The 12,413-nt window shown below is 29.2% G+C and carries 18 protein-coding genes; 11 read left to right on the top strand and 7 right to left on the bottom strand.

Going from position 1 to position 12,413, the window contains the following annotated elements:
• The first annotated feature begins 206 nt into the window (after positions 1 to 206).
• From Q1A46_RS16675 to Q1A46_RS16665, 3 genes are read left to right on the top strand one after another with little or no spacing between them, the layout of a single operon-like run.
• The gene (locus tag Q1A46_RS16675) at positions 207 to 788 is read left to right on the top strand and encodes a tRNA-(ms[2]io[6]A)-hydroxylase (protein WP_299681490.1); all 582 of its coding nucleotides are present in this window, start codon (positions 207 to 209) and stop codon (positions 786 to 788) included.
• Positions 789 to 826: 38 nt separating this feature from the next.
• The gene (locus Q1A46_RS16670) at positions 827 to 1,264 is read left to right on the top strand and encodes a DUF4268 domain-containing protein (RefSeq protein WP_299681487.1); all 438 of its coding nucleotides are present in this window, start codon (positions 827 to 829) and stop codon (positions 1,262 to 1,264) included.
• A 19-nt stretch (positions 1,265 to 1,283) separates the two neighbouring features.
• The gene (locus tag Q1A46_RS16665; protein ID WP_299681483.1) at positions 1,284 to 1,769 is read left to right on the top strand and encodes a CAP domain-containing protein; all 486 of its coding nucleotides are present in this window, start codon (positions 1,284 to 1,286) and stop codon (positions 1,767 to 1,769) included.
• On the opposite strand, the gene Q1A46_RS16660 is transcribed toward Q1A46_RS16665, so the two are convergent.
• Both Q1A46_RS16660 and Q1A46_RS16655 read right to left on the bottom strand, forming a co-directional pair.
• Positions 1,770 to 2,519 (bottom strand): patatin-like phospholipase family protein, encoded by a 750-nt coding sequence (locus tag Q1A46_RS16660; RefSeq protein ID WP_299681426.1) that lies wholly within the window; start codon positions 2,517 to 2,519, stop codon positions 1,770 to 1,772.
• A gap of 9 nt (positions 2,520 to 2,528) precedes the next feature.
• Positions 2,529 to 4,301, bottom strand: coding sequence for an acyl-CoA dehydrogenase family protein (locus Q1A46_RS16655; protein WP_299681423.1), 1,773 nt, complete (start codon positions 4,299 to 4,301; stop codon positions 2,529 to 2,531).
• A 95-nt stretch (positions 4,302 to 4,396) separates the two neighbouring features.
• On the opposite strand from Q1A46_RS16655, the gene Q1A46_RS16650 reads away from it, so the two are divergent.
• A complete protein-coding gene (locus Q1A46_RS16650; protein ID WP_299681420.1) occupies positions 4,397 to 5,032 on the top strand; it encodes a TetR/AcrR family transcriptional regulator in 636 nt (211 codons plus the stop codon).
• Between the two features lie 51 nt (positions 5,033 to 5,083).
• On the opposite strand, the gene Q1A46_RS16645 is transcribed toward Q1A46_RS16650, so the two are convergent.
• Positions 5,084 to 5,422: a DUF4870 domain-containing protein gene (locus Q1A46_RS16645; protein WP_299681417.1), complete on the bottom strand. Its 339-nt coding sequence runs from the start codon at positions 5,420 to 5,422 to the stop codon at positions 5,084 to 5,086.
• A gap of 249 nt (positions 5,423 to 5,671) precedes the next feature.
• Between Q1A46_RS16645 and mnmE the strand changes: the two genes are divergently transcribed.
• Complete coding sequence (mnmE, locus tag Q1A46_RS16640; RefSeq protein WP_299681415.1) at positions 5,672 to 7,072, top strand: tRNA uridine-5-carboxymethylaminomethyl(34) synthesis GTPase MnmE; 1,401 nt, start codon at positions 5,672 to 5,674, stop codon at positions 7,070 to 7,072.
• A 279-nt stretch (positions 7,073 to 7,351) separates the two neighbouring features.
• Here the strand turns inward: mnmE and Q1A46_RS16635 are convergent, their stop codons facing one another.
• The 4 genes from Q1A46_RS16635 to Q1A46_RS16620 all read right to left on the bottom strand — a co-directional run bounded on the left by Q1A46_RS16635 (position 7,352) and on the right by Q1A46_RS16620 (position 8,589).
• Positions 7,352 to 7,546, bottom strand: a complete 195-nt coding sequence (locus Q1A46_RS16635; protein WP_299681410.1) for a hypothetical protein — start codon at positions 7,544 to 7,546, stop codon at positions 7,352 to 7,354.
• A gap of 16 nt (positions 7,547 to 7,562) precedes the next feature.
• On the bottom strand, positions 7,563 to 7,898 hold the full coding sequence (locus Q1A46_RS16630) for a hypothetical protein (RefSeq protein WP_299681407.1): 336 nt from the start codon (positions 7,896 to 7,898) through the stop codon (positions 7,563 to 7,565).
• Positions 7,899 to 8,047: 149 nt separating this feature from the next.
• Positions 8,048 to 8,281 (bottom strand): hypothetical protein, encoded by a 234-nt coding sequence (locus Q1A46_RS16625; RefSeq protein WP_299681404.1) that lies wholly within the window; start codon positions 8,279 to 8,281, stop codon positions 8,048 to 8,050.
• 14 nt (positions 8,282 to 8,295) lie between these two features.
• Positions 8,296 to 8,589 (bottom strand): DUF6787 family protein, encoded by a 294-nt coding sequence (locus Q1A46_RS16620; RefSeq protein WP_299681401.1) that lies wholly within the window; start codon positions 8,587 to 8,589, stop codon positions 8,296 to 8,298.
• A 151-nt stretch (positions 8,590 to 8,740) separates the two neighbouring features.
• Between Q1A46_RS16620 and Q1A46_RS16615 the strand changes: the two genes are divergently transcribed.
• The 6 genes from Q1A46_RS16615 to Q1A46_RS16590 are packed head-to-tail and all read left to right on the top strand — an operon-like array spanning position 8,741 to position 12,404.
• On the top strand, positions 8,741 to 9,121 hold the full coding sequence (locus Q1A46_RS16615; protein ID WP_299681398.1) for a hypothetical protein: 381 nt from the start codon (positions 8,741 to 8,743) through the stop codon (positions 9,119 to 9,121).
• A gap of 13 nt (positions 9,122 to 9,134) precedes the next feature.
• On the top strand, positions 9,135 to 10,286 hold the full coding sequence (locus Q1A46_RS16610; protein ID WP_299681395.1) for a hypothetical protein: 1,152 nt from the start codon (positions 9,135 to 9,137) through the stop codon (positions 10,284 to 10,286).
• A gap of 4 nt (positions 10,287 to 10,290) precedes the next feature.
• Positions 10,291 to 10,638 carry a hypothetical protein gene (locus Q1A46_RS16605; protein ID WP_299681392.1) on the top strand — a complete coding sequence of 116 codons (348 nt, stop codon included), beginning with the start codon at positions 10,291 to 10,293 and terminating at the stop codon, positions 10,636 to 10,638.
• An 11-nt stretch (positions 10,639 to 10,649) separates the two neighbouring features.
• Positions 10,650 to 11,192, top strand: a complete 543-nt coding sequence (locus Q1A46_RS16600; protein ID WP_299681389.1) for a YceI family protein — start codon at positions 10,650 to 10,652, stop codon at positions 11,190 to 11,192.
• Positions 11,170 to 11,553 carry a hypothetical protein gene (locus Q1A46_RS16595; protein WP_299681615.1) on the top strand — a complete coding sequence of 128 codons (384 nt, stop codon included), beginning with the start codon at positions 11,170 to 11,172 and terminating at the stop codon, positions 11,551 to 11,553. Before Q1A46_RS16600 ends, Q1A46_RS16595 begins: the two co-directional genes overlap by 23 nt.
• Entirely contained in the window at positions 11,538 to 12,404 is an 867-nt protein-coding gene (locus tag Q1A46_RS16590) for a DUF5777 family beta-barrel protein (RefSeq protein WP_299681386.1), read from the top strand. Before Q1A46_RS16595 ends, Q1A46_RS16590 begins: the two co-directional genes overlap by 16 nt.
• The last annotated feature ends 9 nt before the right edge of the window (positions 12,405 to 12,413 follow it).

The raw sequence follows: 12,413 nt of genomic DNA, 5'->3' as shown, positions 1-12,413 counted from the left end.
AATATTAAAAGCTTCTAAATAGTCTCAAAAAGATTAAGAATCTATACTAAAATGCTATATTGATTTTATGAATTCATTGCCTACCAAAACTAATAAAACCTGTACGATATTAATTAGGGCTTTCTAGATTCGTGGATTCTTATTCTCTATTCGTCTACAGTTTTACTAAATTTGCATTTCTATAAAATCAAAATGCATAATAAAATATGTTAGGATTACAATTTGATACGGAAACTTCTTGGGTAGATGTTGCAAAAAATGGTTTGCAACAACTTTTAACCGATCATGCATTTGCAGAACAAAAAGCTGCTAGTAATGCAGTTTCTATAATTATAAATTACTCTGAAGAAACAGCATTAGTAAAAGATATGAGTGATATTGCCATTGAAGAAATGGAACATTTTAGAATGGTACATAATTTAATGGTAGAAAGAGGAATGGTTTTAGGCCAAGCAACTAAAAATGATTATGCCTTAAAATTACAAGGATTCTTCCCTAAAACTCCTGATAGAACTGAAGCTTTAATTCACAGACTATTAGTAGCTGCTTTAATTGAAGCTAGAAGTTGTGAACGTTTTAAAGTTTTTTCTGACAATATGGAAGACGAACAGTTATCTGAATTCTATAAAGATTTAATGATTTCTGAAGCAAACCATTACACTTTATTTTTAGGCTATGCCAGAAAGTATATGAACCGAGAAATTGTTGATCAGAAGTGGAATGATTTACTTGCTTTTGAAGCTGAAATGATGAAGAACAGAGGTACTTCTGCTAAAGTTCACGGATAAGATAAATCAATTCTTAAAAACCAAGATATCTGAAATAAATGTTTAGCAAAGAAGAATCGGCAAAAATTAGAAAAGAGTTCTGGACGAGCTTTGGAAAATCGTTTCCAAGAAAATGGTTATTGTACAATACAAAAATCAAAGGATTTGCATTTAAATTTCAAGCTGATCGAAAAAAAGCTTTTGTGTGTTTAGATTTTGAACATCCTGAAGAAGTTGCTAATGAATTGTTATACGATCAGTTACTTGCATTAAGAAAAATATTAGAAACGGAATATTTACCTGAAGTTATTTTTGATAACGCTTTTCAATTAGACAACGGAAAATATATTCACAGAATATACGTTTTACATGAAAAGAAATTTAGTATCCATAATAAAAATACATGGCGAGATTGTTATGAGTTTTTTGTAGAAACTATGACACAGTTCGAAATGTTTTATTATGAGTACGAAGATTTTATAAAACAAGCCATTTAATAATCTTTATTATCCCCTTATGAAATTAATTAAATCCCTATTCTTTATTTGTTGTTTAGCAATTTTTTCTTGTAGTTCTAACGAAGAAAATATTGATACTGGAGATCAAAACCTTGAAAATCCAACAAATGAAGTTAATTACGAAACACAAATTTTAAACTTATTAAACAAACATAGATCTGATAACGGTTTAAGTACATTAGAGATTTTAGATATTATAAAAACTCAAACTGATGCACATACAGATTACATGATTAGCAAAGGTGATATTTCTCATGATAATTTTAGTGATCGTAATAATTATTTACAGCAAAATGCAGATGCTAGAGGAACTGCAGAAAATGTAGCTTTTGGATATAGCAATGCCCAATCTCTAGTTAACGCATGGATAAATAGTGACGGGCATCGCAGAAATATTGAGGGAAATTTCACACATTTTAATCTTACTGCAAAACAAAATAATAACGGTACTTGGTATTACACCAACATCTTTATTAGAAGATAATTACACCGCTTTTAGTTCTAATTTACGTTTGCAATATTCGTAGCTTTTCTCATAAATTGTTTTAAGCTTGTCTTTATCTAAAATTTTAAATTCTTTTAGATATTGATGATCGAACATGAAGTCGCATAAATGAAACTTCTGCTTTGCTCTTTGATATCCGTTTATTGCAAACAATCGATTTATTAATTGCTGGACATTTGTTTCTAATTCAGGAATAAATGGTGTCATAGGAATTGCATAACTTCCGTAAATCACATCGCATTTATTTAGTAATGGTGTAACATGAAAATTATCTAATAAAGCACTGTCAACTAAGCTTTTTTCCTGGTATAATACAGGCTTAAAAAAAGTTGACAATGCTACTGAGGCCTTTAGTGTTTGTTTAAGGTTTCCTGAATTAAAAGTTACTACTTCACCAGAATTAATATCAGTTGCTGAGATAAAAACATTGTCGGATTTAAAAGTTTCAGGTAAATAATTTTTAAAACTTTCAAACATGTCATTTATATCTAAAATTCTTTTTTCTTTAAGCTTTTGAAAAGGAACAGCTAACCATTCTTCTTTAATAATAATTTCTAAAATTTCTTCTATAGTATATCCATAAGCATATAATGTTCCTATTAATGCTCCAGCACTATTTCCTGAGAAAAAATCAGGTTTACTATTTTGCTCTTCTAAGACTTTTAACAATCCTAAATGTGCTGTTGCTAAAGCTCCGCCTCCTGAAAATACAACTCCAACTTTCTTCATTATTACAATTTAATTTACGCCTTTAGAAATTACACGTTTTGCTATTTTTCTTCGTTCTTCTTTAATATTTGCATGAGGTAATTTCATGTATTTATCCCAAGCTTTAATTATGGTAGAAACTTCTTTTTCTGAATTAAAAGAAACTACCAATTCGTTAATCGTATTGGATACTTTAGTAAAAACATCAAAACCTATTGTTTTTAAGATAGCGTAATGGAAATCTTCTTCTAAAAAATTTAATTCTTTTAATTTTTTAACTCGTAATAAAGTACTTTCTAATACATATAAATTGATGAGTAAATCTGAAATATGCATTGCTATTTCTTGCTCTTCTTCTAACTGAGCCATGAACTTTTGTAAACAAACCCCCGAAATAAATACTGAAATAGATTTTAAACTCTGAACAAAACTTTCATATTGGTCTATTACATTTGTAGTAAAATTTGGCAATTCCTCTTCTAATTCTTCTGCTATTTTGGTGAATAACGAAAAAACGTCCAATTCACCTTTCATTCCTTTTTTTACAAACTCTTTTATAATGACTAGTCTGTTGATCTCGTTTGTTCCTTCATAAATTCTACTAATTCTAACAGCTCTGTATAATTTTTCAACAGGTGATTCAGCAGAAAACCCCATTCCTCCATAAATTTGCACCGCTTGATCTACAATATAATCTTGTATTTCTGATCCATACACTTTTACAATAGCACTTTCGATACTAAATTCTTTAAGCGAATTAATTTTAGCTTCAGAAAAGTTATTTCCTTCTTGTTGCATCTGTTCTCTAAGTAAATCGATATCATTACCTAATCTAAAAACACCAGCTTCATTAGCAAAAAGATAAGCTTGCATTCTGGCTATTTTATCTTGAATCGCTCCAAAAGAAGCTATCGATTTTCCAAACTGTTCTCGTTGTTTTGCATAATCTACCGCATGAGTTAACGCTTTACTTCCAACACCAATACAAGACGCACCTAATTTTATTCTTCCTGTATTTAAGGTATTTAATGCTATTTTTAATCCTTTATTTCTTTCACCTAACAACTGTGTTTTTGGAACTTTTACATTTTCAAAAAATACCTGACATGTACTCCATCCAGAAAATCCCATTTTCTTTTCTTCTGGTCCGATTGTAATTCCTCCAAAATCTTTTTCTACAACAAAAGCAGACAAATTCTTATCATCTTCAATCTTAGCAAAAACAATAAACAAATCTGCAATTCCTGCATTAGAAATCCATGCTTTTTGTCCGTTTATAATATAATCTCCATTTTCATCTATAACAGCTTTTGTTTTACCTGCATTTGCATCGCTTCCTGCATTTGGTTCCGTTAATGCAAAAGCCGATAACAACTCTCCTCCTATCATTTTAGCTAAATATTTTTCTTTTAAATAGGCTGTTCCGTAAAGAAAAATTGGAGCAATACCAATACTTGTTTGTACCCCCAAAGCTCCTGTAAAAGAATAGCCTCTACTCATAGTTACAGTAAAATGAAGTACATCTTTAAATGATACATCTAAACCTCCAAATTCTTCAGAAACTTCTAAACCTAAAAAACCTAATTCACCACATTTTCTTATTAACACAGGAGTTTCTTTAATCGCTTCCTTAGTTTCTAAAAACTCTAAACGACTTTCAATCTCTGTATTTAGAAAAGATGCTCCAGCATCTTTCATCATTTTGGTTTCTTCTGAAATTAATTCTGAAGTATAAAATTGTTCTGTAGTTATATCTTGAATCAGAAAAGATCCTCCTTGTTTTTTGGTTAAAGTTTCATTCATTTTTTTGAATTTTGATTTAATTAGGCATTTATACCTAATTTCAAAAGTATAAAAAAATTTTAAAAAATAGGCTAAAAAGCCTAATTTTGATTTTTATGACAACTAAAGAGAAAATATTAGAAGCTTCATTACAATTATTTAATGAAGAAGGATATGCCAATACATCGAGTAAAACCATAAGTGAACACATTGAAATTAGTTACGGAAACTTATGCTATCATTTTCCTAAAAAAGAAGACATTGTAATTCGATTACATCAAAACTTTATGGATGAACTAGATGAATCTTTACTGAATTTAAAAGGTGAAATTTTTGAGTTTGACTTTATGTTACGAAGTTTAGAAAACATGATGAACCTAACTTATAAGTATCGTTTTTTTCTTTTAAATGGTTATGACATTACCTTAAAATACATAAAAATTAAAGAAAAAACTATTGAGCGTTCTAAAGTGTATAGCAATATTATTCTGAAGATTTCTCAGTTTCTAATTGAAAATGGTTACATGAGAGAGCTTAATGAAAAACAATTGAAATTAAAGATTCATGGATTACTCATTATTTTTAATTCTTGGGTTTTTGATAAAGCTGTATTTTCTATGTTGAGTTCTGGAATTAAAACAGATCATACCAAGTATTACATTCAGCTTTTATTTTCAATGATAAGTGCAGCTCTTACTAAAAAAGGTGTAAAGGCTTTTGCTAGTGCATACGATAGAATTTTAAGTCAATAAAAAAAGTCTTCAGTAGTATCTGAAAACTTTTAATTTTATTTCTAATCTCTTTTATTCTAAAAATCGAATACTAAAAGGATAATTTGGAGCTTCGTTATTTGTAGCTTTAACTGCATTTATAATTGGAAAAATGAAGTAAAATATTCCTAAAAGGATAAAACCTAAAATTCCTAATCCAAAAAATAAAATTAATGGAATGCATAATAATGCGTAAATAAACATAGAAATTCTGAAGTTTAAAATAGCTTTACCATGTTCATCCATGCCTTCAACTTCATCTTTCTTAATCATCCATATAATTAAAGGCGCGACGAAACCTCCAATAACGGTAACTAGATCTAATAATTGACTTAAATGTGTAATTGCTAATAATTCTTTATTTCTCTGCATTTTTTGTTGTTGTTTACACTTATTAGACGTAAGGTTTATCGTTTTGTTACAAAAAATAAAATGATTATTTCGAATTTATAAATAAACTGATATCAAACAGAATTCGTTATAGTTTTTCTTCATAAATTCCTATTTATAAGAGTAATGAGATTCCTAAATAAATTTTGAATAATGCAGAAACTATATTTCTAAGAAATCTTAAAACTAAAATTGTATTGAACTGTAGTATATTTGCATAAAAAATACGTTTTGCAAACACTAATTAACGATACAATTGTTGCCTTAGCTACTCCTTCTGGAGTTGGAGCTATTTCTGTAATTCGACTTTCTGGTGAAAAGTCTATTGAAATTGTAAATCAATTTTTTACTTCAGTTAAAAAAAACAAATCGTTATTAGATCAAAAAACACATACGATTCATTTAGGTCGTATCACCAATAAGGGAAAGATTGTAGATGAAGTTTTGGTTTCTGTTTTTAAAAACCCAAACTCGTATACTGGTGAAAATGTGGTAGAAATTTCTTGTCATGGATCTGTATTCATTCAGCAAGAAATTTTACAACTATTTTTAAGTAACGGATGTAGAATGGCTGATAATGGTGAATTTACCATGCGTGCTTTTTTGAATGGTAAAATGGATTTAAGTCAGGCTGAAGCTGTGGCAGATGTGATTGCTTCTAATTCTGAAGCTTCGCATCAAATGGCTATTCAGCAAATGCGTGGTGGAATTACCAATGAATTGAAAGATTTACGCGGACAACTTTTAGATTTTGCTGCTTTAATTGAATTAGAATTGGATTTTTCTGGTGAAGATGTTGAGTTTGCAGATCGTACAAAATTCCGAGAATTGGTGACTAAAATTACATCAGTTTTAAAACGTTTAATTGATAGTTTTGCCTTTGGAAATGCCTTAAAAAATGGAATTCCCGTAGCTATTATTGGTGAGCCAAACGTTGGAAAATCGACACTTTTAAATGCTTTATTAAACGAGGAAAAAGCTATTGTTTCTGATATTGCTGGAACTACACGTGATGCTATTGAAGATGAAATGATTATTGATGGTGTTGCTTTTCGTTTTATTGATACTGCTGGAATTCGTGAAACTGAAGATGTGGTAGAAAGTATTGGTATACAAAAGGCTTATGAAAAAGCTGATAAAGCACAGCTTGTTATTTTATTAATAAATGCTGATAAAGTAGTAGCAAAATCATCTATTATACTTTCTGAAATTTCAAAAATCAAAGAGCGTTTTACAAATAAAAGGGTATTATTAATAGCTAATAAAATAGATAATCTTTCTGAAAAATCTATTTCTGATCTTGAATATTTATTACCCGATGCCTTATTATTATCTGCAAAGCAAAAAATAGGTGTAGATACTTTAAAAACTGAGTTGACTTCTTTAGTGAATACTGGAGCTTTGAGTAATAATGAAACTATTGTGACAAATTCTCGTCATTTTGAAGCTTTAAATAATGCTTTAGAGAGTATTCAATCTGTTGATAATGGAATAGAACTAGGTATTTCTTCTGATTTATTTGCTATCGATATCCGCGAGTGTTTGCGTCATTTAGGAAACATCACTGGTGAGTATGACGTAGATAAAGATATTTTAGGACATATTTTCTCTAACTTTTGTATTGGGAAATAAAATTATTGAGTGTTCTTTCTTTTCTAAATCACAGGTTAGCCCTCGATTCTGTCAATTACTTATAGAACTATTATCTTTTTAAACTATAAAAAACCACAACACTTATAAAAATGCTGTGGCTATTATATTTAATTATTGTTTTTACTTACTCTTGCTTGGCACTCGAAAGGATTCGAGCGCTAGCTTAATTTAAGTCTTTACTTACATCAATTAGTCTAATTTTTTCGACAGAATTAGGAAATAATCTCATAAAGTAATGATCTCAAATAGATATGGTTTTTAATCACATTTCCAAATAAGTTCATCCGTTTCTGGATCCCAAACAATTTTGCAGCTATTACCCTCATCATGTTGTTCTACATCATAATTTTTAGCTTGTAACTTCATCTCTTTAACTTTAAAATTAGATACTCCATATTCATCTAAAATAGTTTCTATTTTTTTGGACAGACCTAATAATTTTATATTATCCATTGTTTAAAATTTTAAATTAATAACCGAAAATTTGTGTACTTGAACTAATACCTATAGGATTACTATTTTCATCTAAAACCTCTACTACTATGGTAATAAATTGATTTGGCGATATGACTCCTGGAGAATAAACAACTGAGACTTTACTTTCCATATTAGAGGTTAAAAACTCTGATCTAAAAGCTCCTCCAGCCATACTACCATCTGATAAAAAATCCTTAAATCTATCCTTAACACCTTGTGAAACTTTGTTTCCTTTAGAGTTTACTAATATACCCTCAAATTTAACCTCACCTATGTAATTAACCTCAGCAGAGTTTGCTGATTTTAAAATACTTATATCACTAACCAACGAAGCTATTACTTCATTTTTAAAAACTCTCTTATACTGATTAACATTAACCTCGATAAAGGAATACTCCTAATAATGGATTAGAAATATACAAAAACCTTGATCTTTTATCATATTTATTCCTACGAAAAAGTATTCTTTTTTAAGTTTTATGATAGATAGTTAAAGATTGAAAATAACGCTAAAAACGACCAAATAAAAATCATAATCCAATATAATTTTGGATGTTCTTTTTTAGTTACAGATTCTACAAAATTAATTTCTTCACTTCTTATAATATGTACTAAACCTATGAGTATAAATAATGCCCAAAACCAATCCCATTCAAAAATTACAGCTAATATTAACAATATTAATGCTAATATAGTTTTCCATTTATACATTATTTCTGATTCCTTTAAATAGATATTCCGAATCTTTTCAGCATTTTCTTTTCCATATTCCAAAAGAATTGAAACTGACCAAAAATCCATCCAAAAGCAACTAAAAAGAGCTGATAAAATATAAAGCTAGCAATTATAAATAACGGATAATATACTATTACTGGCACATTATCTAAAGTTAAACCTAAAGTTCTTAATATCGGTCTACCAATTAAAACTGATGAAGAGCCTGTTATTGAGAATATAAAAAAGATAATTAAGAGTTCTCTTGTCGTTTCTATTCCCCAACGTTGTTTAATTTTTTCCATTTAAAAAACTTTTTGTCAAAAGTATTACTCCTTCAACTTTTTCATTTTGACTTAAATCAAAAAACAATAAAAAGTATGATTTTGATATAGATCAAAAAAACTTTTTCTCATCCTTCACAATTTTGCCTCAGGATTATAAAATCTAGAAAAAGTGAAACAATTTTTATTAATCATAATAATCATTTTAACGGCTTGTTCAACAAAGATTGATCAAAGGGTTTTCGGAATATGGAAAACCAATAGCAACTACTATAAAGCAACTTATAAAATTGAAAAATTTAATGAAAAAATTATAGGAAAACTTCTGTATTACAATGATGGAACAACTGTGCTACATGAAACAAAAACTGAAAAAGACATCTTTATAAAAGATCTTAAATATAGAAATCAATCTTATGTTGATGCTTTATCTGGAGCTACAAAAACTTCTTCTCAGAACTATAAAATTAAAGTAAAACATAGCGATACTCTAGAAGTAACTACATACATAAGAAATAAACCTTTAATCGAAACTTGGACTAGAAAACAATAACACTAAATAATTTATGAAAAAAAGACTTATTATTTTAGGAGCTTTTACCGCTCTATTTTTAACTAACTGCGATGATAATAGTAGAGATATAACTGGTGGAACTACACCTACAATTCCCACGAATCCTGTTACTGAAGTAAAACCTGTAGATATTACCAACGATGGGTTTGATTTTCTTGAAAAAATGCAAGGACATTGGGTAGGATCTAATAAAGTTATTGCTGATGATTATCCTTGGTTTGCTTGGGATTATCGTGCAATTTCTCCTTCTCATATTCATGGAATTCATGAAGGAGGAACACTTGGTAACTTATTCACTTCTTTCTTTGTGACGAACTATAAAGGAAAACGAACTATTATGGCTCGTAATGGTGGTTTATTAAGTGGTATTTATAGAACAAGTTACTTTGTTTTAGATAAAGTTGAAAATCGAAATTCTGAAGGAAAATATTATCGTTTAGTAGATGCTATTGGTGGTGATAACATTATGTATATGGAATTACGATTTAAAAACGATAGTTTATATTTTAATTCTTACACGAGTAATTTAGGAAATAGAGTACCTACACGTCATATGACTTTTAAAGGGAAAAAGATGCATTTCGAGCTTACTCAAACTGCTGCTAACGCAACTAACTTTCCTCAAAATACAATAGATCAAGGTTTAGATTTTGCAGATGGATTTGTTACAGAGAATTTACATATTGATCAGCAAGGAACCGCTCCAAAGTCAGCAACTTTTTTAGCTTCTCAAAGTAACAATAACGTTTATGAATTAGCTCCACAATCTGGCGATCCTTATACTATAATTGACCATCCAAGATTAGGGACACTAACCGTAAATATTACCAGAAACACAAACATTACTACCGATAATTTGTTAGTCTATTTATCTAAAGATGCATTAACAGATACTGATGGTTATTTTACTCAATTCTCTGGAGCTTTTGATACTTTACTCCATTTTCCAACTCTAGAAAACGGAGAAAATAATTTCCTTTTTACCTATTTACACCCAGGAACGTATTATCTAACAATTATAGCTGATAAAAATAATAATGGAGCGCCAGATCAAGGAGATATTACAAGTGTTTCAAAACAAATAATTATAGCTCCACTTGAAAATAAAATTGAAGACGTAACCAATATCGATATTCAAAATTAATCTTATGAAAATCATTCAAAAATTATGTTTAATCGTTTGTACAGTTATACTCGTTAATTGTACAACTGCTGAAATTCCACTTGTAGATCAAAATCCAGTAAACAGAACAGTTACTTATACACAAGATATACAGCCTATCATTTTAGGAAATTGTTTGACTTGTCATAGTTCTGTAAATCCAAGAAATGGATTGATTTTAGAAACCTATGAACAAGTTAGAAATTCTTCGGAAACAGGAACTTTAATTCCTCGTATCAACGACGCGGCAAACCCAATGCCACAAAGTGGACTTTTAACTGCTGATAGAAGAGCGCTTTTCGATCAATGGAGAGCTGGAGGTTACATCGAATAAAAAGAAAAATCATGAAAAAATTAATCATTACAACTCTATTACTGGTTTCACAATTAGTAGTAGCCCAAAAATATTTTACAAGAACAGGTACAACTCATTTTAAAGCCTCAGTTGAAACTTTCGAACCTGTGGAAGCCATAAACAATAGTTCTACTTCAATTTTAAATGTAGTAACAGGAGATATTGCAGTTCAATTATTTATTAGTGCTTTTCAATTTAAAGTCGCTTTAATGCAGGAGCATTTTAATGAAAATTATATGGATTCTGATACATATCCTAAAGCTACTTTTAGAGGTAAACTCAGTAATTTTTCATTAAAAAATTCACAAAATCAAAAAGAATTCCCTCTACAAGGAACGCTTACTATTTGTGGGATAAAAAAAGAAATCAGCACTATTGCTAAGGTTTCTTTTGAAAAAAACATCATAAAACTTTCGAGTAATTTTTCTGTAGAACCTCAAGATTTCGGAATTGAAATTCCAAGTATTGTACGTAAAAAGATTGCAGAGAAAATAAATATAAAAATCAACTATGAATTGGCTGAAAAAAAATAAGCTCTTGATAGGCATTAGCTTTTTCATTCTCATTGTTTTTTTGGGGTATAAATACACGTATAAACCTCATAAAACCATTGAAAATCTTACTTCTATATACACAGGAAATTCTATAGAATTCTTACAAAAAGCAAGTCTTGATTTTAAGCAATGGAACACTAAGATTATTAAAATATCTGGACAAGTTACAGCTATTGATACTAAAGGAATTACACTAGACAATCAGATTTTCTGTCAGTTGAAAAATGTTGAAAAACTATCAATTCTTAATCTGAATCAAAAAATTACAATAAAAGGTCGTGTCGTTGGATACGATGATTTACTAGAAGAACTAAAACTAAATCAATGTATACTAAAATAAACGCTTTTCTAATCATGCTATTAGCTGCATTACAGATAAATGCTCAGGATGATTTACTAAATGAACTTGATAACGCTACAAAAGATGTAAAACAATTCGATTTACCAGCTTTTAAAGCCATGCAAATAGGTAATTTACAATCGACTAAAATTGCTGATAAAGGAGATTTATATTTAGTTGTTGCTCATAGATTTGGATCTCTAAAAGATGGAATTGATGAATTCTTTGGATTAGATCAAGCTAATACTAAAATTCAGTTATTATATAGCTTTTGGGATCATATTCAATTAGGATTAAGCAGAGATAGCTTTGAAAAAACTTATTCTGGTACTATCAAATTTGGACTCACAAAACAATCCAATAAGTTTCCTTTAAACATTGTTGGTTATGCTAGTGCAGATATTAACTCAGAAATAAAAAAAGCGAATTACCCTAATTTAAAATTTGGTGATCGCATGAGTTATACCTTCCAACTTTTGACTTCTCGTAGAGTTTCTAAAAACTTGTCTCTACAAGTTGCTCCTTCTTTTGTTCGACAAAATTTACAAGATTTAAATGCTACAAAAGAACGAAATCATAATCAGTTTTTAATGGGAATTGGAGGTCGTTTAAAAGTTAGTAAACGTATGAGTATTAACCTTGATTACGCCTACAACTTTAATAAAAACAAGAACTCTATATATAATAATCCGTTGACTTTGGGTGTAGATATTGAAACTGGAGGACATGTTTTTCAACTATTATTTTCAAATGCTAGAGGAAGTAATGATAGTGCTTTCTTAACAAAAGCACAAGGAGATTGGAGTAAAGGGGATATCTCTTTTGGATTTAATGTTGTTCGTGTTTTCTAATTATCTGGG

The organism is uncultured Tenacibaculum sp. (assembly GCF_947502995.1).
Classification (GTDB): domain Bacteria; phylum Bacteroidota; class Bacteroidia; order Flavobacteriales; family Flavobacteriaceae; genus Polaribacter.
The sequence above is the reverse complement of the archived record's forward strand: the minus strand, read 5'-3'. Positions and strand labels throughout refer to the sequence as shown.

Coding starts and splice junctions, on each gene's coding strand:
- Q1A46_RS16595 (WP_299681615.1), top strand. CDS start 11,170: ATGAATTGGCTGAAAAAAAATAAGCTCTTGATAGGCATTAGCTTTTTC.
- Q1A46_RS16675 (WP_299681490.1), top strand. CDS start 207: ATGTTAGGATTACAATTTGATACGGAAACTTCTTGGGTAGATGTTGCA.
- Q1A46_RS16625 (WP_299681404.1), bottom strand. CDS start 8,281: ATGTATAAATGGAAAACTATATTAGCATTAATATTGTTAATATTAGCT.
- Q1A46_RS16600 (WP_299681389.1), top strand. CDS start 10,650: ATGAAAAAATTAATCATTACAACTCTATTACTGGTTTCACAATTAGTA.
- Q1A46_RS16620 (WP_299681401.1), bottom strand. CDS start 8,589: ATGGAAAAAATTAAACAACGTTGGGGAATAGAAACGACAAGAGAACTC.
- Q1A46_RS16665 (WP_299681483.1), top strand. CDS start 1,284: ATGAAATTAATTAAATCCCTATTCTTTATTTGTTGTTTAGCAATTTTT.
- Q1A46_RS16605 (WP_299681392.1), top strand. CDS start 10,291: ATGAAAATCATTCAAAAATTATGTTTAATCGTTTGTACAGTTATACTC.
- Q1A46_RS16610 (WP_299681395.1), top strand. CDS start 9,135: ATGAAAAAAAGACTTATTATTTTAGGAGCTTTTACCGCTCTATTTTTA.
- Q1A46_RS16655 (WP_299681423.1), bottom strand. CDS start 4,301: ATGAATGAAACTTTAACCAAAAAACAAGGAGGATCTTTTCTGATTCAA.
- Q1A46_RS16645 (WP_299681417.1), bottom strand. CDS start 5,422: ATGCAGAGAAATAAAGAATTATTAGCAATTACACATTTAAGTCAATTA.
- Q1A46_RS16590 (WP_299681386.1), top strand. CDS start 11,538: ATGTATACTAAAATAAACGCTTTTCTAATCATGCTATTAGCTGCATTA.
- Q1A46_RS16670 (WP_299681487.1), top strand. CDS start 827: ATGTTTAGCAAAGAAGAATCGGCAAAAATTAGAAAAGAGTTCTGGACG.
- Q1A46_RS16650 (WP_299681420.1), top strand. CDS start 4,397: ATGACAACTAAAGAGAAAATATTAGAAGCTTCATTACAATTATTTAAT.
- Q1A46_RS16660 (WP_299681426.1), bottom strand. CDS start 2,519: ATGAAGAAAGTTGGAGTTGTATTTTCAGGAGGCGGAGCTTTAGCAACA.
- Q1A46_RS16635 (WP_299681410.1), bottom strand. CDS start 7,546: ATGGATAATATAAAATTATTAGGTCTGTCCAAAAAAATAGAAACTATT.